27 protein-coding genes and 2 tRNA genes are annotated in these 26,157 nt (G+C 61.9%); 13 read left to right on the top strand and 16 right to left on the bottom strand.

The features are described from left to right. Position 1: 1 nt before the first annotated feature. A complete protein-coding gene (locus ACLBXN_RS21330) occupies positions 2-1,198 on the top strand; it encodes a multidrug effflux MFS transporter (RefSeq protein ID WP_447613486.1) in 1,197 nt (398 codons plus the stop codon). A 53-nt stretch (positions 1,199-1,251) separates the two neighbouring features. Then, the gene (locus tag ACLBXN_RS21325) at positions 1,252-1,830 is read left to right on the top strand and encodes an SMI1/KNR4 family protein (RefSeq protein WP_447613485.1); all 579 of its coding nucleotides are present in this window, start codon (positions 1,252-1,254) and stop codon (positions 1,828-1,830) included. On the opposite strand, the gene ACLBXN_RS21320 is transcribed toward ACLBXN_RS21325, so the two are convergent. The 3 genes from ACLBXN_RS21320 to fumC form a co-directional block, all read right to left on the bottom strand. Further along, entirely contained in the window at positions 1,785-1,961 is a 177-nt protein-coding gene (locus ACLBXN_RS21320) for a hypothetical protein (RefSeq protein WP_447613484.1), read from the bottom strand. The genes ACLBXN_RS21325 and ACLBXN_RS21320 overlap by 46 nt on opposite strands. Then, positions 1,958-2,407, bottom strand: coding sequence for a ParB-like protein (locus tag ACLBXN_RS21315; protein WP_447613483.1), 450 nt, complete (start codon positions 2,405-2,407; stop codon positions 1,958-1,960). The genes ACLBXN_RS21320 and ACLBXN_RS21315 overlap by 4 nt, the downstream gene beginning before the upstream one ends. 181 nt (positions 2,408-2,588) lie before the next feature. Beyond that, entirely contained in the window at positions 2,589-3,980 is a 1,392-nt protein-coding gene (fumC, locus tag ACLBXN_RS21310) for a class II fumarate hydratase (RefSeq protein WP_447613482.1), read from the bottom strand. A 242-nt stretch (positions 3,981-4,222) separates the two neighbouring features. Here fumC and ACLBXN_RS21305 point away from each other — a divergent pair, with 242 nt between their 5' ends. From ACLBXN_RS21305 to ACLBXN_RS21275, 7 genes are all read left to right on the top strand, one after another. Further along, positions 4,223-6,409 carry a putative bifunctional diguanylate cyclase/phosphodiesterase gene (locus tag ACLBXN_RS21305; protein ID WP_447613481.1) on the top strand — a complete coding sequence of 729 codons (2,187 nt, stop codon included), beginning with the start codon at positions 4,223-4,225 and terminating at the stop codon, positions 6,407-6,409. A 135-nt stretch (positions 6,410-6,544) separates the two neighbouring features. Beyond that, positions 6,545-8,098, top strand: a complete 1,554-nt coding sequence (locus tag ACLBXN_RS21300) for a fumarate hydratase (protein WP_407715551.1) — start codon at positions 6,545-6,547, stop codon at positions 8,096-8,098. Between the two features lie 157 nt (positions 8,099-8,255). Continuing rightward, positions 8,256-8,756: a GNAT family N-acetyltransferase gene (locus ACLBXN_RS21295; RefSeq protein ID WP_447613480.1), complete on the top strand. Its 501-nt coding sequence runs from the start codon at positions 8,256-8,258 to the stop codon at positions 8,754-8,756. A gap of 190 nt (positions 8,757-8,946) precedes the next feature. After that, positions 8,947-9,672: a hypothetical protein gene (locus ACLBXN_RS21290; RefSeq protein WP_343678853.1), complete on the top strand. Its 726-nt coding sequence runs from the start codon at positions 8,947-8,949 to the stop codon at positions 9,670-9,672. A 209-nt stretch (positions 9,673-9,881) separates the two neighbouring features. Beyond that, positions 9,882-10,466: a hypothetical protein gene (locus ACLBXN_RS21285; protein ID WP_043005727.1), complete on the top strand. Its 585-nt coding sequence runs from the start codon at positions 9,882-9,884 to the stop codon at positions 10,464-10,466. Positions 10,467-10,545: 79 nt separating this feature from the next. Continuing rightward, on the top strand, positions 10,546-11,178 hold the full coding sequence (locus ACLBXN_RS21280) for a DUF938 domain-containing protein (RefSeq protein WP_447613478.1): 633 nt from the start codon (positions 10,546-10,548) through the stop codon (positions 11,176-11,178). Positions 11,179-11,189: 11 nt separating this feature from the next. Beyond that, positions 11,190-11,711: a DUF2199 domain-containing protein gene (locus ACLBXN_RS21275; protein ID WP_050872680.1), complete on the top strand. Its 522-nt coding sequence runs from the start codon at positions 11,190-11,192 to the stop codon at positions 11,709-11,711. Positions 11,712-11,823: 112 nt separating this feature from the next. Here ACLBXN_RS21275 and ACLBXN_RS21270 read toward each other — a convergent pair whose 3' ends face one another. The 8 genes from ACLBXN_RS21270 to ACLBXN_RS21235 form a co-directional block, all read right to left on the bottom strand. Then, a complete protein-coding gene (locus ACLBXN_RS21270) occupies positions 11,824-12,702 on the bottom strand; it encodes an LOG family protein (protein ID WP_167009657.1) in 879 nt (292 codons plus the stop codon). A gap of 217 nt (positions 12,703-12,919) precedes the next feature. Continuing rightward, on the bottom strand, positions 12,920-13,297 hold the full coding sequence (gene crcB, locus ACLBXN_RS21265) for a fluoride efflux transporter CrcB (RefSeq protein ID WP_043005880.1): 378 nt from the start codon (positions 13,295-13,297) through the stop codon (positions 12,920-12,922). Positions 13,298-13,350: 53 nt separating this feature from the next. Further along, positions 13,351-13,779: a monovalent cation/H(+) antiporter subunit G gene (gene mnhG / locus ACLBXN_RS21260; RefSeq protein WP_043005732.1), complete on the bottom strand. Its 429-nt coding sequence runs from the start codon at positions 13,777-13,779 to the stop codon at positions 13,351-13,353. Then, positions 13,776-14,054, bottom strand: coding sequence for a K+/H+ antiporter subunit F (locus ACLBXN_RS21255; RefSeq protein WP_003057255.1), 279 nt, complete (start codon positions 14,052-14,054; stop codon positions 13,776-13,778). Before ACLBXN_RS21255 ends, mnhG begins: the two co-directional genes overlap by 4 nt. After that, positions 14,051-14,551 carry a Na+/H+ antiporter subunit E gene (locus ACLBXN_RS21250; protein ID WP_043005733.1) on the bottom strand — a complete coding sequence of 167 codons (501 nt, stop codon included), beginning with the start codon at positions 14,549-14,551 and terminating at the stop codon, positions 14,051-14,053. Before ACLBXN_RS21250 ends, ACLBXN_RS21255 begins: the two co-directional genes overlap by 4 nt. Next, complete coding sequence (locus ACLBXN_RS21245) at positions 14,548-16,380, bottom strand: monovalent cation/H+ antiporter subunit D (RefSeq protein WP_043005734.1); 1,833 nt, start codon at positions 16,378-16,380, stop codon at positions 14,548-14,550. The genes ACLBXN_RS21250 and ACLBXN_RS21245 overlap by 4 nt, the downstream gene beginning before the upstream one ends. After that, positions 16,377-16,742 carry a Na+/H+ antiporter subunit C gene (locus ACLBXN_RS21240; RefSeq protein WP_003057261.1) on the bottom strand — a complete coding sequence of 122 codons (366 nt, stop codon included), beginning with the start codon at positions 16,740-16,742 and terminating at the stop codon, positions 16,377-16,379. Before ACLBXN_RS21240 ends, ACLBXN_RS21245 begins: the two co-directional genes overlap by 4 nt. Next, positions 16,742-19,717, bottom strand: a complete 2,976-nt coding sequence (locus tag ACLBXN_RS21235; protein WP_211455603.1) for a monovalent cation/H+ antiporter subunit A — start codon at positions 19,715-19,717, stop codon at positions 16,742-16,744. The genes ACLBXN_RS21240 and ACLBXN_RS21235 overlap by 1 nt, the downstream gene beginning before the upstream one ends. 226 nt (positions 19,718-19,943) lie before the next feature. On the opposite strand from ACLBXN_RS21235, the gene ACLBXN_RS21230 reads away from it, so the two are divergent. From ACLBXN_RS21230 to murI, 4 genes are all read left to right on the top strand, one after another. After that, entirely contained in the window at positions 19,944-20,435 is a 492-nt protein-coding gene (locus ACLBXN_RS21230; RefSeq protein ID WP_211455602.1) for a GNAT family N-acetyltransferase, read from the top strand. After that, positions 20,432-21,022, top strand: coding sequence for a hypothetical protein (locus ACLBXN_RS21225; RefSeq protein ID WP_211455601.1), 591 nt, complete (start codon positions 20,432-20,434; stop codon positions 21,020-21,022). Before ACLBXN_RS21230 ends, ACLBXN_RS21225 begins: the two co-directional genes overlap by 4 nt. A 94-nt stretch (positions 21,023-21,116) precedes the next feature. Further along, on the top strand, positions 21,117-21,644 hold the full coding sequence (locus ACLBXN_RS21220) for a hypothetical protein (protein ID WP_211455600.1): 528 nt from the start codon (positions 21,117-21,119) through the stop codon (positions 21,642-21,644). A gap of 87 nt (positions 21,645-21,731) precedes the next feature. Next, positions 21,732-22,628, top strand: coding sequence for a glutamate racemase (murI, locus tag ACLBXN_RS21215; protein ID WP_211455599.1), 897 nt, complete (start codon positions 21,732-21,734; stop codon positions 22,626-22,628). A gap of 9 nt (positions 22,629-22,637) precedes the next feature. On the opposite strand, the gene ACLBXN_RS21210 is transcribed toward murI, so the two are convergent. From ACLBXN_RS21210 to ACLBXN_RS21190, 5 genes are all read right to left on the bottom strand, one after another. Next, positions 22,638-23,243 (bottom strand): YgjP-like metallopeptidase domain-containing protein, encoded by a 606-nt coding sequence (locus tag ACLBXN_RS21210; protein WP_447613477.1) that lies wholly within the window; start codon positions 23,241-23,243, stop codon positions 22,638-22,640. Between the two features lie 73 nt (positions 23,244-23,316). Continuing rightward, complete coding sequence (locus ACLBXN_RS21205; RefSeq protein ID WP_003057277.1) at positions 23,317-23,946, bottom strand: DUF6806 family protein; 630 nt, start codon at positions 23,944-23,946, stop codon at positions 23,317-23,319. A 225-nt stretch (positions 23,947-24,171) separates the two neighbouring features. Continuing rightward, positions 24,172-24,260 (bottom strand) — tRNA-Leu (locus tag ACLBXN_RS21200). A gap of 99 nt (positions 24,261-24,359) precedes the next feature. Continuing rightward, positions 24,360-24,435 (bottom strand) — tRNA-Gly (locus tag ACLBXN_RS21195). A gap of 99 nt (positions 24,436-24,534) precedes the next feature. Further along, positions 24,535-26,157, bottom strand: coding sequence for a FadD3 family acyl-CoA ligase (locus tag ACLBXN_RS21190; protein ID WP_447613476.1), 1,623 nt, complete (start codon positions 26,155-26,157; stop codon positions 24,535-24,537).

Genomic DNA, 26,157 nt, shown 5'->3' with positions numbered 1-26,157 from the left:
TATGCAAAGTCCTGCCTCCTCCTCACGCAAAGCGCCGCTCTGGCTGCTGGCCATGGTCACCATTGCCGGCACCATGGCCATGCATATGTTCATACCGGCTCTGCCTGATGCAGCGCGTCACTTTGGCGCCAGCAGCGCGCAGATGCAGCAGACCATCACGGTCTACATCCTCGGGCTGGCGCTGGGCCAGCTGATCTACGGTCCCCTGTCGGATGCACTGGGCCGCCGCCCCATGCTGCTGACCGGCCTGAGTCTCTACACCGTCGCCAGTCTTGCAGCCTTTCTGGCGCCCAGCGCGAATATGCTGATCGGCGCACGCCTGATGCAGGCGCTGGGCGGCTGTGCCGGCCTGGCACTGGGCCGCGCCATTGCGCGCGACACCGCGACACCCGAGACCGCCGTGGGCAGCCTGGCCCTGCTCAATCTCATGATGATGATCGGCCCGGGCATCGCCCCTTCCATAGGTTCGGGGCTGGACGCCCTCTTCGGCTGGCGCGTGATTTTTGCCGTGCTGGCGCTGATGGGTGCGCTGACGACCCTCGGGGTCTGGCGCCTGCTGCCCGAAACCGGTCGCCCCAGCGGCCAGCTGAACTGGCGCACCGTGCGCAATGACTATCGCACCTTGCTGGGCTCGCCCCAGTTCCTGGGCTTCGCCATAGGCGGGGGCAGCGCCACCACATCCATGTATGCCTTTATTGCGGCAGCGCCTTTCATCTTCATCGAACAGTTGCACACCAGCAAGGCCCAGCTCGGCATATACCTGGGGGTGCTGATGGCAGGCATGGCTGCGGGCAATGCCCTGGCGCGCCAGCTCATCAAACGCTGGCCGCTGGAGCGGCTGATACTGGGCGGCAATATGCTGAGCCTGGGCTGCGCCGCAGCGCTGGTGGCCCTGACCCTGCTGCAGCAGATCAACGTGCCTGTGGTCGTTGGCCTGATGCTGCTGTTCACCGTGGGCTCGGGCCTGACCAGCCCCGCTGCGTTGACCAAGGCTCTGGGCGTGCATAGCGATCTGACAGGCTCGGCCGCCGGGGTATACGGCTTTTCCCAGATGGCCGTGGGTGGTCTGTGCACGCTGGGAGCCAGCCTGGGCAGTAGCCCTGCGCTATCGGCTTTTGCCGTGCTGCTGATTGCCTGCATCGTGGGTCAGCTGGGCTTTCGCGGCGCGCTCAAGATGAAACCAGCCTCTAGCGCTTGATGGAAAATCGTAAACAGCTATATATTCAGTAGCAGACAGATTCAAGGAGCACCATGTCATCCATCGCCCAAAGCTGGCATCGCATCAGCGCCTGGTATGCCCAGAACACACCCAAAGACACTCTGGTCTTGGCCGATGGCGCCAGCGAGGCAGAAATCGCCGAGCTGGAAGCCGCCCTGGGTCAGCGTCTGCCGGATGATGTGCGTGAGTCACTGGCCCTGTACAACGGCGCGGCCAATGAGGCCTATCTGCTGTACTTTGGCGAGCTGCTGTCCACACAGCGCATGCTGGAGGTCTGGCAGATGTACGTGGACATGCAAAAGAGCGAAGGCTGGGGGCTTGGCCCGGACTACAACCCTGACTATCTGCAAGGCCCCCTGCGTCCCGTGTACTGGGATGCACTGCGTATTCCACTGACCGACAACTGCGGCGATGGCGCCATGCTGGACCTTGCGCCAGCGGCTGGTGGCCATGCGGGCCAGATCATCGAGTTTGATCACGAGGCAGGCCCCAAAGGGGTGTTTGCACCCAGCTTCTCGGCATGGCTGGCACTGCTGGCCGATGAGCTGGAGCAAGGCAAACATGTCTACATCGAAGACGCAGGCTGCGTGGCACCGCCGGACACCTGGTGAAAATCGGCGGTCAAGGCCTGCACGGCATCGTCCACGCTCCAGGCTGAATAGCAGTCGGGGTTGAGCCCCGGCATCTGCACGCGCTGCAGCAGCTCGCGCAGACTGTCCTTGACGCGGGCCAGCCACCTCATTGGCCGAGCTGGCCGAAAACCCCGCACCCACAGCCACTGCTGCGCAGATCGCTTTTGCGAAACAGCAGGCGAAAGAAATCGGCCCAGAGAAATTCGGTATAAGGCGCGGCCTCTTTGGCATAACCACCGGCCTTGCGCACCTCTGCGACCAGGCTGCGACAGGGGTCGTCCTTGAGTCGCTCAAGCTGCTTGGGAATAGCCGAGAACCCGCAGCGCTCGCCCTTGTCGTTGTACGGATGGGCCCACCGGTGAAACTCCATGAGCCGACAGAACATACCCATCTCCATGGCGCTGAAGTCCGCCAGCTGCATGACCCAGACCGATGTCACCTGCTCCTGCCACAACGCTTGCCCCAGATGGTGGTGGTCGACGATGTAGCACAGACCGCCGGAAACCAGTGGTTGAGCAACAGCTTGCCCCGCGCCTTGGGCTTGAGCCTGGCCCACTCGGCGCGCCCACCGTCATCTGTGTAGGGCGCAAATCGGAAAGCGAAACCGGCTCCAGATGCTGCCGTGCGCTCATGCCGACTCCCCTGATTGAGCTCAGCCATTGTGGGCAGACGCATGGCAAAAGAAAAGAGCCCGGCTTGCGGGCTCTTTTTCAACAACAGTCAATGCTCACCAAACTTTAGAGATTACCCACCATATTCGCAGGCACCACCCACTGGTCAAACTGCTCGGCCGTCACATGGCCGCTGGCAATGGCCGCCTCACGCAGGCTGCTGCCTTCCTTGTGCGCCTTCTTGGCAATATAGGCCGCCTTGTCGTAGCCGATATGCGTGTTGAGCGCCGTCACCAGCATCAGCGAACGGCCCACCAGCTCCTCGATGCGCGCGCGATTGGGTTCTATGCCCACGGCGCAGTGATCGTTGAAACTGACCATGCCGTCGGCCAGCAGGCGCACGCTTTGCAGGAAGTTGTGCGCCACCATGGGGCGAAACACATTGAGCTCGAAATTGCCCGAGGCTCCGCCGAAGTTGATGGCCACGTCGTTGCCGAACACCTGGGCACACAGCATGGTCACGGCTTCGGACTGCGTGGGATTGACCTTGCCCGGCATGATGGACGAACCCGGCTCGTTCTCGGGAATCGAAATCTCGCCCAGGCCGCTGCGGGGACCGGAGGCCAGCCAGCGCACATCGTTGGCGATTTTCATCAGGCTGGCGGCCAGCGTCTTGAGAGCGCCATGTGCATAGACCAGGCCGTCGCAGCTCGCGAGGGACTCGAACTTGTTGGGCGAGGTGACAAAGGCAGAGCCCGTGAGTCTGGCCAGCTCGGCCGCCACGCCCTCGGCATAGCCTTTGGGGGCGTTCAGCCCCGTACCCACAGCCGTCCCACCCAGGGCCAGCTCATGCAGATGCGGCAGCGCAGCACGCACATGGGCTTCACCATGGGCCAGCTGGGCCACCCAGCCGGATATTTCCTGGCCCAGCGTCAGCGGCGTGGCATCCTGCAAATGCGTGCGGCCGATCTTGACGATATCGGCAAAGGCTTCGCTCTTGGCCAGCAGCGTGACACGCAGCTTGGCGATGGCGGGCAGCAGCTTGTGCTCGATGGCCGTTACCGCCGCCACATGCATGGCCGTGGGATAGACATCGTTGCTGGACTGGCTCTTGTTCACATCGTCGTTCGGGTGCACCAGACGGGCTTCGCCGCGTTCGCCGCCCATGAGTTCGCTGGCCCGGTTGGCCAGTACCTCGTTGACGTTCATATTGGTCTGGGTGCCGGAACCGGTCTGCCAGACCACCAGAGGGAACTCGTCGGGATGCTTGCCCGCAAGCACCTCGTCGGCGGCCGCATTGATGGCCCTGGATTTTTTCTCATCCAGCAGACCCAGCGCATGGTTGACGCTGGCAGAGGCCTTTTTGACCTGCGCCAGCGCAGCAATGATTTCACGCGGTTGCTGCTCGCCGCTGATGTCAAAATTCTGCAGCGAGCGCTGCGTCTGCGCTCCCCAGAGTTTGTCGGCGGGTACATCGATCAGGCCAAAAGTGTCTTTTTCCTGGCGGGTGACTGTCATGGAATCGCTCCTTGCATACAACTCGGCGCAGCTGGCTGAAAATTTGGCTGCCGTTGGCCGGAAACGGAAGTCGACCCACCGCCAGGCGGACGACTTCCACAACCGGTCCATGCTAGCTCAGCCCGAGGGCCGGCAAGCACAACTGGGGCAACACCCCTGCGCCGGCAAGGCCAGAAATACATAGTTACATTAAATCAATATCGGACAAAGAATCCGACCGGCCTTGCTGGACCGCCACATCAATGTTCACTGATCTCTCCGCCCCTGTCGCCAACACCTTCATGACATCAAGCTACAGCGCCATGATGGTGTGTGTCTCCATCGTCATCGCGGTGTTTGCTTCCTTTGTGACGCTGGGCCTGGCCCGTCGCATGCGCATGGCCTCGGGCAGGATAGGACGCATCTGGTGGGCCATCGGCGCCATGGTCATGGGCACGGGGGTCTGGGCCATGCACTTCATCGGCATGCAGGCCTTCGAGCTGCCCATCACCCTCGGCTACAGCGGTGCCCTGACGCTGGCCTCCTGGGTTGCAGCAGTCGCGGCCTCGGCATTGGCTTTCGGCGTGGCAACCAGGGCCGAATACCGCTGGCCCCATTTTCTCGCGGCCTCGCTGCTCATGGGCGGCGGCATCTGCGCCATGCACTATCTGGGAATGCTGGCCATCGAGATGTCCATCCCGATTGCCTGGGACTGGTCGCTAATTGCGGCCTCCGCCCTGATCGCGGTGCTGGCCTCGGCCACGGCGCTGAATCTGTTTCGCGCGCTGTTCTCGCTTTCCGGCCGGCGTCTGTGGCTGTTCCAGTCTTCGGCGGCACTGGTCATGGGCTTTGCCATCTGCGGCATGCACTACACCGGCATGTCGGCCGCCAGCTTTGCCAGCGGCTCGGTCTGCCTGAGTGCAGAGGCGCTGAGCGGGCCCGAACTCACCACCATCATCATCATCACCACGGTGATGCTGCTGATCGCAGCGCTGTTCAGCACCCTGCTCGATGCACGTCTGCAGAGCACGGCCTTCAAGCTCAATCAATCGCTGCAGGAAACCAATGCCAAGCTGCAGCTGGCCAATACCGAGCTGCGCCAGCGCGCCTTTGCCGATCCGCTGACCAATCTGCCCAACCGGCTGCTGTTCGAAGACCGTCTCATCCATGCCCTGCTGCGCCTGGAACGCGCCAACCGCTCGCGCACCAAGGAGAGGCTGGGCATTCTGTTCGTGGATCTGGACGGTTTCAAACCCATTAACGACTCCTTCGGTCATGCCGCAGGCGACCAGATCCTCGTCAGCGCGGCCGAGCGCCTCATGGCGGAAGCCCGCAGCAGCGATACCGTGGCCCGCGTGGGCGGGGATGAGTTTCTGGTGCTGCTGGAGGACACCCAGGATGTGGCCGCCTGTATGGCCGTGGCCAATCGCATTCTCAAGGCCCTGAGCCAGCCCTTCCAGCTTGGCAACAAGGAGCTGCAGATCACCTGCTCCATCGGCATCGTGGCCTTTCCCGACCATGGCGACCGCGACCACCTGATCGCCAACGCCGATGCGGCCATGTATGCCGCAAAACGCAATGGCGGCAACGGCTTTGCCGTGTTCGAGCCACATATGGGCAGCGACGCCTCCGAGCAGCTGGAACTGCAAAACGATTTGCGCAACGCGATTCAGCGCGGCCAGATGGAGCTGCACTACCAGCCCAAGATCGACGGCGAGCGCGGCAACATCATCGGGGTCGAGGCGCTGCTGCGCTGGGCCCACCCCGAACGCGGCATGATTGCCCCGGACATCTTCATCCCCCTGGCCGAGCGCTTCGGCATCATCAACAGCCTGGGCAACTGGGTGATCGAAGAAGCCTGCCGCCAGTTGGCCCTGTGGCGCAACATGGGACTGCAGATGCGGGTGGCGATCAATCTTTCCGTGCACCAGCTGCGCGAAAGCGGCCTGGCAGATCGCATCACCCAGACGCTGCTGCGCCACGATGTTCAGGCCAGCCAACTGCTGTGCGAGATCACCGAGTCCGTGGCCATGGAAGACACCCAGGCCACACAGCGCGCAATCGAGGAATTGCGCGATATCGGCATCTTTCTCTCGATCGATGACTTCGGCACCGGCTACTCCAGCCTCAACTATCTGCGTCAGCTGCCTGCCCAGCAGCTGAAGATCGACCGCAGCTTCATCCGCGACCTGGAAACCGAGGAAGATGCCCGCGCAGTGGTCCATGCCGTCGTGCGCCTGGCCCATGCCCTGGGCCTGCGCGTGGTGGCCGAAGGTGTGGAGACCGCAGGGCAACGGGACATTCTGATCGACATGCAATGCGATGAGCTGCAGGGCTATTTCTATGCGCGCCCCATGCCGGCGGACAGCCTGCTGGCCTGGGCCAGAGGCGATCAGCGCGCAGGCCAGGCCGACTTCTCGGCGTCCATCCTCGGATCGCTGACCGGCTGAGCCCTGCAAAACGCCCGCAAGTCATATATAAGACTGGTGGGTTATGGCTGCAAGATTTGTCGTCTGGGCCGATAATCGATGGGTTTACCGTGCGCGCCCCACGCGTACAGATTGCAACCCCCGAGAAGCTTCACGATGACGACCTCCATCCGCCAGCAGGACCTGATCGATTCGATCGCAGGTGCCCTGCAGTACATCAGTTACTACCACACGCCGGATTTCATCCAGCATCTGGCCCGCGCCTATGAGCGCGAGCAAAGCCCTGCGGCCAAGGATGCGATGGCTCAGATCCTGACCAACTCCAAGATGTCTGCCACCGGCCAGCGCCCCATCTGTCAGGACACCGGCATCGTTAACGTGTTCCTGAAAGTGGGCATGGACGTCAAGTGGGAAGGCTTCACCATGGGCCTGGAAGACGCCATCAACGAAGGCGTGCGCCGCGGCTACAACCACCCCGACAACACGCTGCGTGCCTCGGTCGTGGCCGACCCCCACTTCAAGCGCAAGAACACCAAGGACAACACTCCTGCCGTGATCAATGTGCAGATCGTGCCCGGCGACAAGGTGGACGTGACCGTGGCTGCCAAGGGTGGCGGCTCCGAGAACAAGTCCAAGATGATCATGATGAACCCCAGTGATGACCTGGTGGACTGGGTTCTGAAGACCGTCCCCACCATGGGCGCCGGCTGGTGCCCTCCCGGCATGCTGGGCATCGGCATCGGCGGCACGGCCGAGAAGGCTGTGCTGCTGGCCAAGGAAAGCCTGATGGAAGACCTGAACATGTACGAGCTGCAGCAGAAAGCTGCCAGCGGTGCAGAGCTCGACGACGTGGAAAAGCTGCGTCTGGAGCTGTTCGAGAAGATCAACGCCCTGGGCATTGGCGCCCAAGGCCTGGGCGGCCTGACCACGGTGCTGGACGTCAAGATCAATATGTACCCCACGCACGCTGCCTCCAAGCCCGTGGCCATGATCCCCAACTGCGCCGCCACCCGCCACGCCCATTTTGTGATGGACGGCTCCGGCCCCGTTTACCTGGATGCACCTTCGCTGGACACCTGGCCCAAGATCGACTGGCACCCCGACTACAACAAGTCCAAGAAGGTCGACCTGAACACGCTGACCCCCGCGGAAGTGGCCAGTTGGAAGCCCGGCGACACCCTGCTGCTCAACGGCAAGATGCTGACCGGCCGTGATGCGGCCCACAAGCGCATCCAGGACATGCTGGCCAAGGGCGAAAAGCTGCCCGTGGACTTCACCAACCGAGTGATCTACTACGTCGGCCCCGTGGACCCCGTGCGCGACGAAGTGGTTGGCCCTGCAGGCCCCACCACGGCCACCCGCATGGACAAGTTCACCGACATGATGCTGTCGCAGACCGGCCTGATCTCGATGATCGGCAAGTCCGAGCGCGGCCCCGTCGCTATCGAAGCCATCAAGAAGCACAAGAGTGCCTATCTGATGGCCGTGGGCGGCGCCGCCTACCTGGTTTCCAAGGCCATCAAGCAAGCCAAGGTCGTTGGCTTCGAAGACCTGGGCATGGAAGCCATCTATGAATTCGACGTGGTCGACATGCCTGTCACCGTGGCCGTGGATGCCGGCGGCACCAGCGCCCACATCACCGGCCCCGCCATCTGGAAGGAAAAGATCGCGACCGGGGAATTCAAGGGCATTGAAGTGGCCGGCGTGTAATCACCCGTCAGGCCCTGCCTTGAAGAACCGCCTTCGGGCGGTTTTTTCATGTCCGATCGCCTGGACAGCGGCTGCAGCAGGGCCATTGGCCGTTTCCCCAGCTCTTCTCTGTTTGCGGCATAGTCGAGGCAGAATTTTTGTGAACCCATTTCAAGCCATGCAAATCCGAGCAGAACTCCCCGCCGATGCCGAGGCCATAGAGCAGGTGACGATCCTGGCCTTCAGGCACGCACCGCATTCAGACCACACCGAGCAGTTCATCGTGCGTGCACTGCGTGCGGCCGGGGCTCTTGCCTTGTCTCTGGTCGCGGAGATAGACGGACTGATCGTCGGGCATGTCGCCGTCTCCCCCGTCACCATCAGCGATGGCAGCCAGCACTGGTTTGGCCTGGGCCCGATCTCCGTACTTCCTGAAAAGCAGCAGCAAGGCATAGGCAGCGCCTTGATGCAGGCGGCCATCAGCGCTCTGCGGGCGCAGTCCGCGCAGGGATGCGTGCTGCTCGGTGACCCGGGCTACTACTGGCGTTTCGGCTTTCGGGCGGTCCCGGGCCTGGTGCTGCCTGGAGTGCCTGCCGAGTACTTTCAGGCCCTGTCTTTCGCAGGTCCGCTGCCCCAGGGTGAAGTGAGTTATCACAGCGCCTTCAGTGCCAGGGACTGATACGCCGGTTTCAGCCAGCGCTGCATGCCGGCCTCGGGGCGATAGGCGATGCCTGGTTTTCCTTGAAATCAACACTTCTTGGTAAATACGAGACACCGATAACACGCTTGCTATTTAAGATAGGCGACAGAGTGGGTATTTGTCTGACACCGTCCGGAATGATTTGCAACGCAAGCACAAGGAGTTCAGCATGAGCCATGTCGCAGCAAAGATGGTGACCGGTGCGCTGGTGGCGCTCTCGGGCTTTGCTTCCGCACAGACTCAGCAGCCATCGGCTGCGCCCAAGCCACTGCCCTCCCCTTCGACTCAGGTACTGCCCCCCCAGGGGGTGTATGCGCAGATCGACACCAGACTGGGGCAGGAAGCACTTCGCCTGCTGTCTCAGGGTACGCCTCAGCAGCAACAAGCCGTGCTGGAGCGCGTACGCGCCGCACCCGAGCGCTTTCAGCCTCCGGTGTTCTACGTCCTGTCGCAGGCGCTGTTCAAGGCAGGCCAGCGCGACGAGGCAGCCTTCTGGTACTACGCCGGCCAGCTGCGTGCCCGCTTCGACGCCAATCGCTGTGCAGACGTGACCGCCAGGCAAGCAGTCGATGTGATGAACCAGAGCTATGGAGCCCCCATCAACCGCTATCTGTTTCAGGATCTGGACAAGGCTCAGGAGTTGATTGCCAAAGTCGTGGACTGGGATCGCCGCACGCCCCACGCCTACGATCCGCACTGGATCAATCTGCACGGCATGCAGGCGGTACAGGCCTCGCGGGACCCGCAACTGGCCGCCAGGCTGACGCTGGAATCGCTGAGCCTGCCAGCTGCGCAGTGGCCTGCCCTGGCCGAGCAGACGCGCTCCAAGTATCTGCAGGGCTTTCAGGAAGCGATCAGCCAGCTCAAAGCCGAATCCAAATCCAAAACCAAGTGAGAGCCTGCCCTCGGCCAAGCCAATCGAAAACAAAAATGGCTTGTATCCCTTATACAGCAAGCGATTGAAGCTCCTCTTTTTGAATAGTCTTGCGAGAGGACTCCATACCGTCTTGATGGCAGCCCCTATTGGCGTGATTCCTGTTTGTTCTACGATGACTCAGGCATCCGCACTCCGGAATGCCGCGATGCCGCTCGAAAGGAGTCTTCATGCACAAGCTTTTGGCGCTGTCGACGGCCGCCGCCCTCGCCGCCTTGCTGAGCGCCTGCCTGGTGCCCGAGCGATTCTCTGCCAGTGTGGAAGTACAGCCAGACGGCAGCTACAGCTACCGCTTTGACGGCACGGTGGTGAATGCCCTGGCCGTGATGAAGCTCAGAAAACAGGGCGTGCTGAGCGAGAAAGACCACCGCGAGCTGGCTGAGCAAGCGCAGCAACTGAGCCGCGAGCCCGAGGTCCGGAAAGCCGTCTACAACGGCAATGCCCGCTATGCGCTGGAGATTGCCGGCCAGCGCAAGCCCGGCGAAGGCCTGCGATTGCTGGACCTGTTCACCGTACAGACCGACAGGAACGGCGTGATGACGATTGCCGCCAAGCCGCTCAAGGACAAGGAAAAGAGAGACTTTGCGCAACTGGGCATCACCATGCATGGCAACCTGAAGGTCAGCCTGCCCGGCAATGCCGAGGTACTCTCGCAAAACGCCAGCTCCACACCCACGCTGGGCCTGGGCTCGTACAGCTGGAAAATCGGCAGCTTGAACGTGCGACCCGAGATCAGGCTGCGCTTCAAGCCGTGAAGGCCGTCGCACAGCGCGGACTTGGCATTTGGGGGGAAGATGCCTGCACCATTTCCTGTGTCTGCCCGCCGAGTCCCTTATGACCTCCAACTCTTCATCGACAGCACCGCAACTGCCTTTTTCCCAGGCCTGCGAAAACAATCAGGCTGCAATCTTCGAGGTGCTGCAATCCGCCTTCCAGCACTGCCGGCATGTGCTTGAGATAGGCTCCGGCACAGGCCAGCATAGCGTGTACTTCGCACCGCGCCTGCCGCAGCTGCTCTGGCAGACCAGTGACCTGGCCGACAGTCACGCAGGCATCCAGGCCTGGCACGCCGCCCAAGGCGCTCCCAATCTGCGTGCGCCGCTGGAGTTCGACCTGGCGACCGATGCCTGGCCGGCAACCGCGGATTCATCCGGCTTCGATGCCGTCTTCACCAGCAACACCTGTCATATCGTGGCCTGGCCGCTGGTGCAGCGCATGTTCGAGCTGGTGGGCTCGCATCTTCCCGTGGGCGGCGTGTTTGCCGTCTATGGTCCGTTCAACTATGGCGGTCGTTTCACCAGCGACAGCAACCGCGCCTTCGATGCCTGGCTGCGCCAGCGCGATGCGCGCAGCGGCCTGCGCGATTTTGAAGCCATCGTGGCGCTGGCCGCAGAACACGGCATGGAGCTGCAGCTCGACCAGGCCATGCCGGCCAACAACCGCACGCTGGTATTTCACAAACGCTGAAAGCTCACACCATGGCCGCCATCTTTGCCTACCAATGCAGCAAATGCGATGAGATTCACGAAGGATCGCCGAGCTTTGCTTTCGATGCCCCTGCACCTTACCGGCGCCTGAGCGAGCAAGAACGCGAGGCATGGGCCGAGCTGAGCGACGAGCTCTGCGTCATCAGCCATCCCGAAGGCACGCAATACTATGTGCGCGCCATTCTGGAAGTGCCGATCCATGGCCTGGACGAGCCCTTTCTCTGGGGCATCTGGGTGTCGGCCAGCGAGGCCAGCTTTCACCGCTATCTGGATTCCTTCGACAAGCCGCCCGAAGACCCGATTTTCTTTGGCTGGCTGTCCAATCTGATTGCCGTCTACCCCACGCAGAAGTCACGCCCGGCCGATGTGCATATCCAGGCCGACGGCACACGCCCGCGCGTAGTGCTGCACCGCGGCGACAACGAGAGCGATGCGCTGGTCATCGACCAGCACGAAGGCATTTCGATCGCGCGGGCCCAGCAACTGGCCGAGCAATCGCTGCATGGCATATAGGCCGAAGCAGGGCCGAGCGCTGACTCCGCAGAAGCTATCGACCATGCGTTGATGCGCAATAAAAAACCGCCAGAGGAAAACCTTCTGGCGGTTCGGGGGGTGGTGTGAACGCTTATCCGTTGTTCCAGCCGGTCTGATAGAACTGCTGGATGAAGGACCAGGCCTCGGCCGGATCATCGGTGTAGCGGAACAGGTTCAGATCCTTGGCGGAAATGGTGCCCTCCTCCACCAGCACGTCGAAGTTCAGCACCCGCTTCCAGAACTCCGTGCCGAACAGGATCACGGGCACGGGCTTGCTCTTGTGGGTCTGCACCAGCGTCAGCACTTCAAACAGCTCGTCCATGGTGCCGAAGCCGCCAGGGAAGGCCACCAGCGCCTTGGCACGCATCATGAAATGCATTTTGCGCAGCGCAAAGTAGTGGAACTTGAAGCTCAGCCCCGGCGTGATGTAGGGGTTGCCATGCTGCTCGTGCGGCAGATAGATGTTCAGCCCCACATTGGGTGCACCTGCATCATGGGCGCCGCGGTTGGCGGCCTCCATGATGCCTGGGCCGCCGCCGGTGCAGATGTAGAAGCGCTCGCTGGGCGCCTGCTTCATGCCTTCGGTCGCCACGATGCGTGCAAAGGCGCGTGCCGCCTCATAACGCTCGGCGTTGCGCATGCCGCGCTCGGCCAGCGCCATGCGCTGGGTATCGCCGCTGGCCTTGGCTTGCGCAAGCTGCTCGCGCGCCTGATCCATATCGACAAAGCGCGCGCTGCCATAGACCACCACCGTGTGCTCGATGCCTCGCTCGATCTGGGTCAGATCGGGTTTGAGCATTTCCAGCTGCATGCGGATGCCACGCGTTTCACGGCGGAACATGAACTCCGGATCGGCGAATGCAAGGCGGTTGGATTGAGGTTCCAGCTCTTTGCCGTTATGGGCCTGGTTGTGCAGCTCGGCCCAGGCATTGGCCAGATCGGTATCGGACAGGGGAGATGAAATTTGCATGGACCCTCGGTTCTTAGAATGCTGAGTGGTACGGGCTACAGCCATCCCTAAAGATTTCGTAGCGCTGACCGCCCATCCGTCAAGTACTTCAAGCTCAAATGCACCTGTAGTGCAGATGATGCTTGCACTATACGCTCACAAAGCTATAGCCCAGGAGAGTATTTCGCCTCTAAACGCTGAAGCAGTTTGCCTCAATAGTGGCAAATGGTCTGCCAGCCTAACGGCTGAACCAGATGCTCCAGCTGAGCATGCCCATGTAGGTCATGAACAGTGAGCCGACCAGGTGCACGCTGGTCCAGCCCAGAGCGGCAGCCAGACGTTGCTGTTGCAGCAGGCCGATGACCTCGGCCGAATAGCTGGAAAACGTGGTCAGGGCTCCGAGAAAGCCGGTGATGATGGCCAGTTTCCAGGCCGGATCCAGCTGGGGCATGGCCTGAAACAGCGCGATGAAGACACCGATCAGATAGCCGCCGATCAGATTGGCGGCCAGGGTGCCCCAGGGCAGGCTGGCGCCTGCGCTCAGCCACAGTCCCAGCCCCCAGCGCGACAGGGCGCCAAGACAGGCACCGATGCAGATGGCGAAAATATTGAGCATGGCCGCCAATCTAGCGCAAGACGGCGGCCCTGAAATGTTTGGACGACAGGATTTCAGGCTTTATTCGCCACAGGCTTCTCATCGGCCTCGGCGGCCTCTTCCTCGTCCAGGGGTTCGTTGCGCACCAGATTGCTGAGCGTGGGCGGCACGCTCTCCCCTGCACGGCGCGAGCGGAACAGCGCCGCGCGCATGAGGAAGATGGTGGTGATGGGCACGGTCACGGCAATGAAGATGGCAATCAGCACCGAGTGCATGACAAAGCCCTGGCCACTGACGGAAAAGTAGATCCAGGTGGCATGCATGATGAGCCAGCAGCCCATGGTGGCAATGATGGAGGGCGCATGCACGCGCTCGAAATAGCTCTTGAGCCGCAGCAAGCCCACGGAGCCCATGAGCGCAATCAGGGAGCCGCCAAACACCAGGGCCGCCACCAGGATCTGGGCCCACAGCGGCAGATCCACGCCAATGACCTCGGTACTCATTCGATCACCTCGCCGCGCAGCAGGAACTTGGCCATGGCCGTGGAGCCCACGCAGCCGAACAAGGCCACCAGCAAGGCCGCCTCGAAGTAGTTGGTGCTGTCATAGAGAATTCCCATGACCAGCATGGCCAGCATGCCATTGAGATACATGCAGTCCAGCGCCAGCACACGGTCCTGCGCATGCGGTCCCTTGAGAAGGCGCAGCACCGAGCAGCCCATGGCCGCCAGCAGCATGACCAGAGATGCCATCAGCACCCAATAAAACCAGGGGTTCATTCAAAAATCTCCATCAGCAGGCTTTCGTAGCGGGACTTCACAAAGTCGGCCAGCTTCTTGGCATCCTCCACTTCCAGCGCATGCAGCAGCAGCATGGAGCGGTCACGCGAAATCTCGGCCCAGGACGTGCCCGGCGTCAGACAGACGATCATGGCCAGCACCGCCAGTCCGTTGGGGTCACGCAGGTCCAGCGGAATCGGGACAAAGGCCGCCGGGTGCTTGCGCATGCGCGGCAACAATAGAAAGCGCACCACGTTGAAGTTGGAGATCGAGGTGTCGCAGACCACCCGAAAGGCCAGCTTGAGAATGCTCAGCGGATGGCTGACCCGCACCGGCAAGGGGCGCAGGCCGCGCAGCAGCACGGGGATCAGCAGGCCCAGGATCAGGCCCAGCAGAATCTGGCCGGCACTAACCGAGCGGTTGAGCAGCAGCCACAGCACCAGCAGCGCGATCGACAGCAGCGGTGCCGGGAAGATGGACTTCATGATGTTTCTCATGGGCGGCTCTCTTCCTTTTGAACCGAAGCCGTGGTCTGGGTCACGGCGTTCTGCTCGGCTTCGCGTTCATCGCCGATACCGGGCAGGAGCTCGGCCTGCATTTCCAGCGCAGCCGCACGCGCTGCCGCCTCGGGGCCTGCGGCTTCCTGAGCCTTCTTCTCCTTGGGCGCTGGCACGGGAGCCAGGCCCATGACGGTGCGCACATAGACATCGGGCGAATGCAGTGCATTGGCCGCCCGCTGGGTGTAGCGCATCACGTCATCGGCCTTGACCGTCAGCACCATGCAGCACAGCAGCAGCGCAGCGATGGGCAGGCCTTCGGCCACCTTGAGTGAGGGAGCGCTCTGCTCCGGGTTGGCCCAGAAATGCCGGATGCCGGCGCGCGTGAGCGCAATCAGTGCCATCAGGCCGGTGATGATGAGCAGGGCCACCATGCTCCAGCCAAGCGGGCCGGCCTTCACGCCACTGGAGGTGCCCATGCCCAGCGGATTGAGCAGGCTGGTCAGCATGGCGAACTTGCCGAGAAAGCCCGACAGCGGCGGCAAGCCCGAGATCAGCAAGGTACAGGCCATGAAGCTCAGACCCAGAAAAGCCGCTGCCGCCGGGAAGGCCCGACCGATCATGAGCTCTTCGTCATCGTCGAGGTTGAAGCCCTCGGTCGGCAGCAACTCGGCATTCAGGAACGGTGCCTCATCATCCTCGTAGGGCTCGCCCGCATCGTCATCCACGCGCCAGCGATCCACGACATCGGCGATCAGGAACAGGGAGGCCACGGCCAGCGTGGAGCCCGGCAGGTAATACAGCAGTCCGGCCGTCAGCAGGTTCTGCCCGAAGCCTGTCGCTGCCAGCAGGGTGCCGGACGAAAGAATCGCCGCAAAACCCGCCAGATGGGTCAGCCGCTGCGAGCCCAGCATGCCGATGGCACCAAAAGCCATGGTCAGCATGCCGCCCACGATCAGCCAGGTGCTGCCAAACAGGGCCGATGCCCCGGCTTCCGAGCTGAACAGCAGGGTCCACAGACGCAAGATGACATAGACCCCCACCTTGGTCATGAGCGCAAACAGGGCTCCCACGGGCGCAGTCGCCGCGCTGTAGCCAGGCACCAGCCAGAAGTTCAGCGGCCACAGCGCCGCCTTGATCAGAAAGGCCGTGCCCAGCACACCTGCCGCTGCATGCAGCAGGCCGCGGTCGGCATCCTGCACCAGTGGAATGGCCCGGGCCAGATCGGCCATATTGAGCGTGCCGGTAATGCCATAGAGCATGGACACGCCGATCAGGAACAGCGAAGACGCTGCCAGATTGATGGCGATATAGTGAAGACCGGCCTGAATACGCGTGCTGCCGGAGCCATGCAGCAGCAGACCGTAAGAGGCTGCCAGCATGATCTCGAAGAACACAAACAGATTGAACAGGTCCGCCGTGATGAAGGCGCCGCTGAGCCCCATCAGCTGCAGCTGGAACAGGGGGTGAAAGTGCACCCCGGCCTTGTGCCAGCGCGCCGCAGAGAACACCAGCGCGGCCAGTGCCACCACATAGGTGACCAGCAGCATCAGGGCCGTGAGCCGGTCCAGCGCCAGCGCAATGCCGAAGGGCGCAGGCCAGTTGCCTGGCATGTAGACCGACATGGTGACGGCCGAGCCCGCCTGATTGGTCCAGCTCAGCAGCATGACCACGATCACCAGGCTGATCGTGGTGGAGAGGATGTTCATGCCCAGCTTCAGGCGCTGGCGCTCCTCGCGCAAGAACAGCATCAGCGCTGCCGTCAGCATGGGCAGCATGATGGGGGCCAGCATCAGGTGCGGCATCAGACGCTCAATCCACTCGCTCATAGCATTTCCTGTTCGGTTCGCGAGTGCGCGCCATCCACATGGTCATTGCCGGAAGCGCCTCGCGACGCCAGCAGCACGACCAGGAACAGCGCCGTCATGGCAAAGCCGATGACGATGGCGGTCAGCACCAGCGCCTGCGGCATGGGGTCGGCATAGTGCGACAAATCGGTGGGCACACCGTTTTGCAGCACCGGCACCTTGTTGATCGAGAGGCCTTGACGCCCCATCGAGAAGATGAACAGGTTGACGGCATACGACAGCAACGCCAACCCCATGATGACCTGGTAGCTGCGCGGACGCAGCAGCAGCCAGACGCCCGAGCCGGTGAGCACACCGATGGCAATGGCCAGAACGATTTCCATTACATACCTCCCCTTGCCAGCGCCGCGGCCGTGGCCGCCTGCACCTCGGCCTCGGCCTTCTTGGCCTCTTGTTCCTGCTCTTCCAGCAAGCGCGCATGGAAGCGGTGTCCGCGTACCGATTGGTGGGCAATCGCCGTCAGGATCAGCATGGTGGAGCCCACCACCAGCGCAAACACGCCGATATCGAAGAAGGTGGCGCTGGCGAGATGCACATGTCCCACCAAGGGCAGCGAAAAGTCAAAGCTGTGGCTGGTCAGGAAGGGGTAGCCCACGGCCACCGAGCCCAGGCCCGTGCCCAGCGCAAACAGCAGGCCTGCGGCAATCCAGCGGCGCGGATACAGCGGCAGATGCGCCTCCACCCAATGCGTGCCCGAGATGATGTACTGCATCAGCAAGGCGACCGAGAACACCAGCCCGGCCACGAAACCGCCACCCGGCTGGTTGTGTCCGCGCACGAAGATATAGGCGGCCACCAGCGTTGCGAACGGCAGCAGCAGCCGCACCAGCACGGCTGGCACCATGAGGTAGCCCACCGCCGTATCGCTGGCATTGCGCGGGTTGAGCAAATCGGTCTGCAAATCGCCGGGCACATAGCGCTGCTGCTCCGGAATGTCCATGGCCTCGCGCGCCGGACGGAAGCGGCGCAGCAGCGCATAGATGACGACGGCCACGATGCCCAGCACCACGATCTCGCCAAAGGTGTCGAAGCCACGGAAGTCCACCAGCGTCACATTGACCACATTGGTGCCGCCACCGCCGCCCAGCGCGTTTTCGAGGAAGAAGGTGGAGGTGCTTTCGTAGAAGGGCCGGCTCATCATGGCAAAGGCCAGCCAGGCCATGCCGCCACCGGCAATCAGCGACAGCACCAGATCGCGCAGGCGGCGTGCCTTGGCCCGCGCATCGGCGTTGTCGGCGGTACGCATGTTCTTGTCCCGCTTGGGCAGCCAGCGCAGCCCCAGCAGGATCAGCACCGTGGTGGCAACTTCCACCACCAGTTGGGTCAGCGCCAGATCGGGCGCCGAGAACCAGAGGAAGGTCAGCACCGTGCACAGCCCCGTGCCGCCCAGCATGATCAACGCGGTCATCCGGTGGTACTTGGCTTTCCAGGCCGTTCCCAGCGCGCACAGACAGCCAATCGCCCAGAGCAGGACAAAAGCCGAAGACACCGGCAAAGTGCCGCGGTCACCCAGCTTCATGCCCCATAGCCATAGAGGCAGGGCCGCTGCGACCAGGGCGACGCAGACCAGCCACAGCATCTGCCACTGCAGGCGGCGCGTGGAGAGATTGCGGCGCCCCGCCCGGCCCAGCCAGGTGATGCGGGCCAGCAGATTCTCGAAGATCCTGCGACCGCTGACACGGCCCAGCACGGGCGTGGTGTCGAAGTGCCCGACCGTGCGCTGCCAGCGCAGCATGGTGTAGAGCACGATACCGCCGGCCAGTGCCACCAGGCTCATGATGAGCGGCATATTCCAGCCATGCCAGATGGCTAGGCTGTACTCCGGCAAGTCGCCGCCCACGACAGGCGTTGCGGCCACCGCGAGAAAACCGCCCACCGCCCAGGCCGGGAAGATGCCCACGATCAGGCAGGCCAGCACCAGCAACTCCACGGGCACACGCATCCAGTGCGGCGGCTCGTGGGGCTCGTGCGGCAAATCGTCGGCCTGGGGACCAAAGAAGACATCGAACGTGAAGCGCAGCGAATAGGCCACGCTGAACATGCCGGCCACCGTCGCCACCACCGGCAGCACGGTCTTGACCCAGGGAGCTGCGTCCAGATAGACGGTCTCGGCAAAGAACATTTCCTTGGAGATGAATCCGTTGAGCAGCGGCACGCCGGCCATGGCGGCACTGGCCACACAGGCCAGCGTGGCCGTGATCGGCATCATGAAGCGCAAACCCGACAGGCGCCGGATGTCCCGCGTGCCGCTTTCATGGTCCACAATGCCCGCCGCCATGAACAGCGAAGCCTTGAAGGTCGCGTGATTCATGATGTGAAAAACTGCGGCCACGGCAGCCAGCTTGCTGTTCAGGCCCAGCAGCAAGGTAATCAGCCCCAGATGCGAGATCGTTGAATAAGCCAGCAAACCCTTGAGATCGTGCTGGAACATCGCGCAATAGCCGCCAATCAGCAGCGTCATGGCACCGGCGCCACCGACCAGCCAGAACCATGCATCGGTGTCCGCCAGCACCGGCCACAACCGCGCCAGCAGAAATACACCAGCCTTGACCATGGTGGCCGAGTGCAGATAGGCCGACACGGGCGTCGGTGCTGCCATGGCATTGGGCAGCCAGAACTGGAACGGAAATTGAGCACTTTTGGTGAGTGCACCAAGCAAGATCAGCACCAATGCCAGCAGATAGAGGTGGCTGTCGCGAATCTGCTGGCCTGCCGCCAGTACATTGTCGAGGTCATAGCTGCCCACGATATGACCCAGCACCAGCATGCCCACCAGCATGGCCAGCCCGCCCGTGCCCGTGACCGTCAAGGCCATGCGCGCGCCCCGGCGCGCATCCTTGCGGTGATACCAGTAGCCGATCAGCAGGAAGGAGAAAAGACTGGTCAGTTCCCAGAAAAACACCAGCTGAATGATGTTTCCCGAGAGCACCACCCCCGCCATGGCCCCCATGAAAGCCAGAAAAAACGAGAAAAAGCGCGGAACCGGATCAGCGGGCGACATGTAGTAGCGCGCATAAAGCACCACCAGTGCACCAATGCCGAAGACCAGCATGGAGAACAACCAGGCAAACCCGTCCATGCGAATCACCAGATTCAGGCCCAGCGCCGGCAGCCAGGACACCTCCTGCCTGAGCACCGCTCCATCGGCCATTTCCGGGAACAGCATCCCTACCTGAATCGCGCATATCAGCGCAATGACACCTGCAAGTGTGGATTCCGTATTGCGCGCATTTGCAGGCAATAAGGCAGCCAGAAGGCTGCCTGCGAAAGGTAGGAGGATAAGGTAGATCAAGGGCATGGGCGGATCATTCTAGAGGTTGACGTTATTTTTTCCGCTATAAAAACCTGAGCATTTCACAGACTTTAGACCACTGTTCAGCTTTAATTGATGACAGAAAATCCATCAAAACAGCGGGTTGCGTGCAGATAAAGAAGTGCATCCGATCTACCCATGCGCGCGGAACCGATGTCATGCCTCTGCTGCTGAAAAGCATTTTTGCCAAACTCAATCCATCTGCCAACCCATGCATATACGCAGCTATCGCCCCGGAGATGAAATCGCACTGTGGCAGGTGTTCCACGACGCCGTGCATCAACTGGCCGCAAATCACTACAGCCCCGAGCAGCTCGATGCCTGGGCGCCGCCACAGCCCGACCGGGCGGAGTGGAGCAGGCGCATCCAGGCACTGAGCCCTTTTGTCGCCGTCTGTGCCAATGATCTACCCCTGGCTTATGCAGATCTGCAAGCCAACGGCTATATCGATCACTTTTTTGTGGCTCCGCAACATGCCGGCCAGGGCGTGGGCCGGCTCCTGCTCACGCATATCGAGCATGCCGCGCGGCAAAACGGCCTGCCGGAGCTGAGCGCCGATGTCAGTCTCAACGCTCAGGGCTTCTTCGCCCATTTCGGCTTTGAGCAGCAGCGCCGGCAAATGCCCGTCGTGAGAGGCATTGCCCTGAGCAACGCGCGCATGCGAAAAGCGATCCGACCCCGGACTGCGGATTCTGCTGCATGAACTGGCTCTGGAAACCTGAAACCTCCACCCCGCAGAAATGGCTGATCGCGGTTTTCATGGCGGTGATGCTGGGAGCCCTCGCCCCCATCGTCTGGCGCAGCTTCATACCGGAGGCCCGCTGGCAATTGCTCGCGCTGTATCTGTCGCTGGCGCTGACTTCGGCAGCGGGCATCTGGCTGCGGCGGCTGCACAGGCTGGGACTGTGGCAGCCGGCAGGCCCCTGGCCCAGCTACGGTCCTGTCAAGCGCTGGCTAATGGGCCTGCTCTGCAGCGCCTTCATGGTTTTTGTGCTCTGGCTCGATCTGGCAGCCACCCTGCCCATGGCCTATACGGCAGTGCTGGGAAGCGATGCCAGCCTGCAGACCGTTGCTGAGAAAAAGCGGGGGTCGGGCCGCCATGCCTGCCGCCATCAGCTCAAGCTGGCTGAAGTGGACTATCTCTTCTTCGAGTTCTGCATCAATGAAGAAGGCTCCGAGCGCCTGCCCTCTGGCCCGTTGCCCGCCCTGCTGTCCATACGCCAAAGCTACTTCGGCAAGCTGGTGGACAGCATTCGCCTGTCCCATCCTCAGCAAAAAGATGAGCATTGATCGCAGCTTCGGCTTGAAAAATTACACTATTCATGCCTAAATCCCCCGTCAAACAAGCGCTAGCAGCTTCCTTTTTTATCTTTTCATCGCCGCCATGCCCATTCTTCTACCGCCACTGCTGATGATTTCCGGCATGGGCTTTGTACTCAGCGCAATCACGCACTTGGCAGCACTTTCTGGACAGATAGACGTACTTGGAGTTCATTTACCTAAAGATGCATTGAGAATATTCACCAGCGTGATGAGCATGGGAATTTTTGCAGTCTGGGTACCTGCGGCGCTGATCGCCCAGCGCATCAACAATGGCAATCGTCAGCAGTTTTCCTGGAAAAAGGTACTCGCAGGCTGCCCCGCCTGGATGCGCATCAGCGCTTACACGATCTTCATCTATGCTTTTGTCAACTTCTTTCTCAGCATTGCAGTCGGCATGACAGGCCTGCGCGTGTTTTCGGGCCACTGGATGATCTTCTACGGCATGGCGTTCTGCATCTTCTTCTCGAGCTGGAACCTGCCCTCCCTCCTGGCGCCCCGCCACTGCCCGGCCGGGCATGAAGTCGCTCATGGCAATAATTTCTGCCCGGTCTGCGGCCTACCCGCAGACCACAGCAGCCAGGACGCGTGACGCATCCATACCCCTGAACGCGCCACCCAGGCGCAAAGCGGCGCATACTGGCGGCCGCATCATTGCCTGCACTCATCTTTTTGCACCATGCCCACTCCTCACTCCCCCATCGGCATTTTTGATAGCGGTGTGGGTGGCCTCAGCGTGCTGCAGGCACTGCGCCACGAACTGCCGCACGAGCAGTTCGTCTATCTGGCCGACAGCGGCAATGCCCCTTATGGCGACGCACGGGGCGATGCGTTTGTGCAGGAGCGCAGCCTGGCCATTGCGCAGTATCTGCAGCAGCAGCACGACATCAAGATTCTGGTGATTGCCTGCAATACCGCGACGGCTGCGGCCGTGGAGCTGATGCGCGAACGCATGCCTCAGTTGCCCGTCATCGGCGTGGAGCCCGCCATCAAGCCGGCCTCTTTTTCCAGCCAGACCCATCATGTGGGAGTGATGGCCACCCGGGGCACCGTCTCCAGCCAGCGCGTGGCACGCCTGGTGGCCGAACATGGCCAGCGCGCCGAGTTTCATCTGCAGGCCTGCGATGGCCTGGCCAGAGCCATCGAGCAAAGCACCGAGCAGGCATTGCCCGAGGATGCAAGCGCCACCGAAATCAGAGCGCTTTGCACGAAATATGCGGGCGCTTTAGGCAGTTTCGGCCATAAGACCGGGCAGATGGATACGCTGGTGCTGGGCTGCACCCACTATGTCTTCGTCAAGGACGACCTGCGCGCCCTGCTGGGGCCGGATATCCAGTTTCTGGACACAGGCGCCCCTGTCGCACGCCAGACCCGACGCATGCTGGAGCAGCGCCATCTGCTCGGGCCCGAGACCGATGGATCGCTGCAGCTGGCCCAGGCCGAGCAGATCCGGCTCATGACAACCGGCCGCCTGACGGCCATGCAAGCCGCGGCCCAGCGCTGGCTGGATTTGCCTGCCGCTTGCAGCCAGGCTGTCAGCGTGTGCTCGCCAAGCGCCGTCGCCACACCCGCCTGAGCTGCGCCATCAGACCCAGAGTGGCTGGCCACCCTGATCCAGATAACTGAGGTAAAAGCGCACATCAAACTCCAACTGGTGGTAATCAGGCTCCATGTGCGTGCATAACTGATAGAACGCCTTGTCGTGATCCATGATGCGGATATGGGCCAGCTCATGCACGCAGATCATGCGCAAAAAGGCATCGGGCGCCTGCTTGAACATGGCCGCCACATGGATCTCGTGCCGCGCATTGAGCCGGCCGCCATGCGCAATCGCACGCCGCGTATGCAGACCCAGCGCATTGCGCACCACATGGATCCTGCTGTCGTAAGCGACCTTGTGCAGCTGACCGGCATTGCGCAGATACTGGGCCTTGAGCGCATCGACATAGTCATAAAGCGCCCTGTCAGTGCGTACCGCGTGGGCCTGCGGATATTTGCGCAGCAGCCAGTCACCGGCCTTGCCTGCCAGCAGCCAATCGCGCACCTGGTTCTGCAGCGATGGCGCATAACCCGAAAGATAGGGCAATGCCAGAGGTGCTTCTGCTTCGCCCATGCTGGCGCGCGCAGCCCTGTCCTTGAGCAGCTGCTGCGTGACGGCTCCCGAATATTTGGGGGTGGGAATGGGCTTCATGGCAAAAGACAAACCCCCTGTCACAGTCTCGAGACTGCAGCACAGAGGGTTTTGACGGCGAATGAGCGAAGAATCAATGCAGATGGCGCGGGCGGCGATTGCCGCCATGACCGGAAGCCGAGCCGCCCGATCCGCCACGCGGCGGCTTGCCCAGCTCCAGCGAGCTGACCAGGGCTTCGAAACGCTGCGAGAACAGCTTGTCGATTTCCTGCACCACGCCGCCGAGTTCGGCGCCATCGAAGTGGCGCTCCATCATGTTGATGACGTCCTGCACCAGCAGATCGCGCTGCACCTGCATGATGGCCGCAGGATTGGGGCCGACAAACAGCATCAGGAAGTCATCGCGGCTCTGGGCCTCGGCAGGAGCCTCTTCCTCGTCGAACTCGGTGTCGTAGAAGGTCACTTCGATCGGCGAGCCCTGCTCGGCCAGTTCGTTCAGGCCCATGCACATATCGTCCAGAGCCTGGCGGAAGTCATCGTCGCCGCGCACGGTCCAGCACATCTGCAGCAGATGCTCCTTGGCCTCGAACTGGATGCCGGGCTCTTCTTCGTAAAGACTTCCCTCGCCATCCGTCAATGAGCGCGCGCCGGCATAGGCCCACAGGGGACGCAATGCATCTTGCAGCTGCTCATACGTAACGTCAGCACGGAGCAGAACCTGACCGTGGACATGAATTTCAAAAGCAGCGTTGTAACTAGACATCTTTTCTCTCTAGGAGTGCAGACCCCGTCAGCATGACAGAACTGCAAGCCATATTGCATTGAAGCCGGAGCTTTTCCAAGTGCCTTGACAAAGCCCGACATCGCACTGCCCTACGGCATCACAGCCCTTGATTTTCCCACCTTCGGCAAGACTGCGGGCGGCAGCGGCCATCAAGCCACAAATAAAAAAAGCCCGCTACAAAAAATATAGCAGGCTTTTCAATTCTGGTGCCTCGAGCCGGAATCGAACCGGCACGCTTCGTTAAAAGCGGCAGATTTTAAGTCTGCAGTGTCTACCAATTTCACCATCGAGGCCCACTTCACCACTAGCGCCGGGCGCCAGGGGGAAGTATTGCATCAGCCAAGCGACCAAAGCAATAAAAAAGGGAAGCTTTTGCTTCCCTTTTCAAAACCTGGAGCGGGAAAACGGGTTCGAACCGTCGACCTATACCTTGGCAAGGTATCGCTCTACCAACTGAGCTATTCCCGCATTTCTGAAAAGCTGTGTGCCTTACAGAGCAGTCTCGAATTATAGCCATGATTTTTGGCCGCTTTCCGAAAACCGCCTGGCTTTTTCAGACAGAGCTGTTCAGGCCGGCTGTGAAGCAGGCGCGAGCCTGCTCTTGACGATCTGCAGCAGATCGCGCTTTTGCACCTTGTTGGAGGCGTTGACGGGCAGGCCGTCCAGCTGCAGCACGAAGCGCGGCACCTTGTAGTTGGCCATATTCGCGCGGCACCAGGCGGTGAAGGCTTCCTTGTCCAGCGTGATGCCGTTGCGTGCCACCACGCAGGCACAGCCGACCTCGCCCATGCGCTCGTCGGCCACGCCGACCACGGCGACCTGTGCCACCTCGGGATGGTTGGAGAGCATGCGCTCGATCTCTGCAGGGTAGCAATTGAAGCCGCCCACGATGAACATGTCCTTGAGGCGATCGGTGATGCGCAGATAGCCGCGCTCATCAAGCACGCCCACATCGCCGGTATGCAGCCAGCCATCGGCATCGATGGTCTCGGCCGTGGCCTTTTCGTCCTCGAAGTAGCCCTGCATGATGTGATAGCCACGCAGCAGCACCTCGCCCGCCTCGCCGGGGGCCACGGGCTGCCCCTGCTCGTTGACGCAGCACACCTCGGTCCCGGGCAGGGCCTTGCCGCAGGTATTGGCGACAGTCTCCACATTGTCGGCCGGCTCACAGAGCGTGGCGCAACCACCGCATTCCGTCAGGCCGTAGGCCGTGGTGACATTCTGGATACCCAGCTCCTCGCGCATGCGTTTGATGAGAATGGGAGGAACGGTGGAGGCGCCCGTCACGGAGGACTTCAGCGAACTCAGGTCGAAATCCCTGAGCCCCGGATGCGCCAGCATGGACAGGAACAGGGTGGGCGGCCCGGGCAGGAAGCTGATGCGGTCGCTCTCGATGCGCTGCAAGATGGCCTGCGCATCGAACACCTGCTCGGGATAGACGGTGGAGCCCTGCAGCAAGGCCGCCACCCAGCCCGCCTTGTAGCCAAAGGTGTGGAAGAAGGGGTTTACGATCAGGTAGCGGCTGCCCTCGGTCAACCCCACCACCTCCGACCATGCCTTGAAAGCCAGAATCGTCGGTCGGTGAGCGCACATCACGCCCTTGGGGCGGCCCGTGGTGCCGGAGGTGAACATCAGGTCGGCCGTGTCGTCGGGCTTGATCCCGGCTTCTCGCTGCTGCTGGGCCTGGGCCGTCGTGCCCTCGGCCCTGGCCATGAACTGCGCCCAGCTCAGGTCCGCGCTGGGCAGCACCTTGTCACCGAGCACCACCACCTGTTCCAGCGTGGCAGGACGCAGACCCTGCAGCAGATCGGGGTAGTAGTTGTTCAGAAAGTCCCCCACGCAAACCAGCACTCTGGCGCGACTGCGCTCCAGAATGTCGGCAGCTTCAGCACCCTTCATGCGGGTGTTCAAGGGCACCAGCACGCCGCCAGCGGCATGCACCCCGCAGGCAGCCACGATCCACTCGCTGAGATTCGGCGCCCACAGCGCCACCCGGTCACCGGCCTGCACGCCCAGGCTCATCAAGGCTCGTGCGGCCTGGCGGCTCAGTTGCTGCAGCTCAGCATAGCTGATGGACTTGCCGCTTTCGACAATCGCCGCGCGGGCGGAAAAGCGGCTGACCACATCGGCCAGCATGCCCGGCAAGGTCAGCGAGGACTCGGGCATCGCACTCTGGTTGGGTTTCGACAT

The sequence above is a fragment of the Comamonas sp. C24C genome (assembly GCF_053345995.1).
Note: the sequence above shows the minus strand (reverse complement) of the source record. Positions and strands in the feature narration are given on the sequence as shown.

What these genes read in the sequence shown, in the direction of transcription:
- ACLBXN_RS21330 (WP_447613486.1), top strand. Translation starts at nt 2, where the DNA reads ATGCAAAGTCCTGCCTCCTCCTCACGCAAAGCGCCGCTCTGGCTGCTG.
- ACLBXN_RS21325 (WP_447613485.1), top strand. Translation starts at nt 1,252, where the DNA reads ATGTCATCCATCGCCCAAAGCTGGCATCGCATCAGCGCCTGGTATGCC.
- ACLBXN_RS21320 (WP_447613484.1), bottom strand. Translation starts at nt 1,961, where the DNA reads ATGAGGTGGCTGGCCCGCGTCAAGGACAGTCTGCGCGAGCTGCTGCAG.
- fumC (WP_447613482.1), bottom strand. Translation starts at nt 3,980, where the DNA reads ATGACAGTCACCCGCCAGGAAAAAGACACTTTTGGCCTGATCGATGTA.
- ACLBXN_RS21305 (WP_447613481.1), top strand. Translation starts at nt 4,223, where the DNA reads ATGTTCACTGATCTCTCCGCCCCTGTCGCCAACACCTTCATGACATCA.
- ACLBXN_RS21300 (WP_407715551.1), top strand. Translation starts at nt 6,545, where the DNA reads ATGACGACCTCCATCCGCCAGCAGGACCTGATCGATTCGATCGCAGGT.
- ACLBXN_RS21295 (WP_447613480.1), top strand. Translation starts at nt 8,256, where the DNA reads ATGCAAATCCGAGCAGAACTCCCCGCCGATGCCGAGGCCATAGAGCAG.
- ACLBXN_RS21290 (WP_343678853.1), top strand. Translation starts at nt 8,947, where the DNA reads ATGAGCCATGTCGCAGCAAAGATGGTGACCGGTGCGCTGGTGGCGCTC.
- ACLBXN_RS21285 (WP_043005727.1), top strand. Translation starts at nt 9,882, where the DNA reads ATGCACAAGCTTTTGGCGCTGTCGACGGCCGCCGCCCTCGCCGCCTTG.
- ACLBXN_RS21280 (WP_447613478.1), top strand. Translation starts at nt 10,546, where the DNA reads ATGACCTCCAACTCTTCATCGACAGCACCGCAACTGCCTTTTTCCCAG.
- ACLBXN_RS21275 (WP_050872680.1), top strand. Translation starts at nt 11,190, where the DNA reads ATGGCCGCCATCTTTGCCTACCAATGCAGCAAATGCGATGAGATTCAC.
- ACLBXN_RS21270 (WP_167009657.1), bottom strand. Translation starts at nt 12,702, where the DNA reads ATGCAAATTTCATCTCCCCTGTCCGATACCGATCTGGCCAATGCCTGG.
- crcB (WP_043005880.1), bottom strand. Translation starts at nt 13,297, where the DNA reads ATGCTCAATATTTTCGCCATCTGCATCGGTGCCTGTCTTGGCGCCCTG.
- mnhG (WP_043005732.1), bottom strand. Translation starts at nt 13,779, where the DNA reads ATGAGTACCGAGGTCATTGGCGTGGATCTGCCGCTGTGGGCCCAGATC.
- ACLBXN_RS21255 (WP_003057255.1), bottom strand. Translation starts at nt 14,054, where the DNA reads ATGAACCCCTGGTTTTATTGGGTGCTGATGGCATCTCTGGTCATGCTG.
- ACLBXN_RS21250 (WP_043005733.1), bottom strand. Translation starts at nt 14,551, where the DNA reads ATGAGAAACATCATGAAGTCCATCTTCCCGGCACCGCTGCTGTCGATC.
- ACLBXN_RS21245 (WP_043005734.1), bottom strand. Translation starts at nt 16,380, where the DNA reads ATGAGCGAGTGGATTGAGCGTCTGATGCCGCACCTGATGCTGGCCCCC.
- ACLBXN_RS21240 (WP_003057261.1), bottom strand. Translation starts at nt 16,742, where the DNA reads ATGGAAATCGTTCTGGCCATTGCCATCGGTGTGCTCACCGGCTCGGGC.
- ACLBXN_RS21235 (WP_211455603.1), bottom strand. Translation starts at nt 19,717, where the DNA reads ATGCCCTTGATCTACCTTATCCTCCTACCTTTCGCAGGCAGCCTTCTG.
- ACLBXN_RS21230 (WP_211455602.1), top strand. Translation starts at nt 19,944, where the DNA reads ATGCATATACGCAGCTATCGCCCCGGAGATGAAATCGCACTGTGGCAG.
- ACLBXN_RS21225 (WP_211455601.1), top strand. Translation starts at nt 20,432, where the DNA reads ATGAACTGGCTCTGGAAACCTGAAACCTCCACCCCGCAGAAATGGCTG.
- ACLBXN_RS21220 (WP_211455600.1), top strand. Translation starts at nt 21,117, where the DNA reads ATGCCCATTCTTCTACCGCCACTGCTGATGATTTCCGGCATGGGCTTT.
- murI (WP_211455599.1), top strand. Translation starts at nt 21,732, where the DNA reads ATGCCCACTCCTCACTCCCCCATCGGCATTTTTGATAGCGGTGTGGGT.
- ACLBXN_RS21210 (WP_447613477.1), bottom strand. Translation starts at nt 23,243, where the DNA reads ATGAAGCCCATTCCCACCCCCAAATATTCGGGAGCCGTCACGCAGCAG.
- ACLBXN_RS21205 (WP_003057277.1), bottom strand. Translation starts at nt 23,946, where the DNA reads ATGTCTAGTTACAACGCTGCTTTTGAAATTCATGTCCACGGTCAGGTT.
- ACLBXN_RS21190 (WP_447613476.1), bottom strand. Translation starts at nt 26,157, where the DNA reads ATGTCGAAACCCAACCAGAGTGCGATGCCCGAGTCCTCGCTGACCTTG.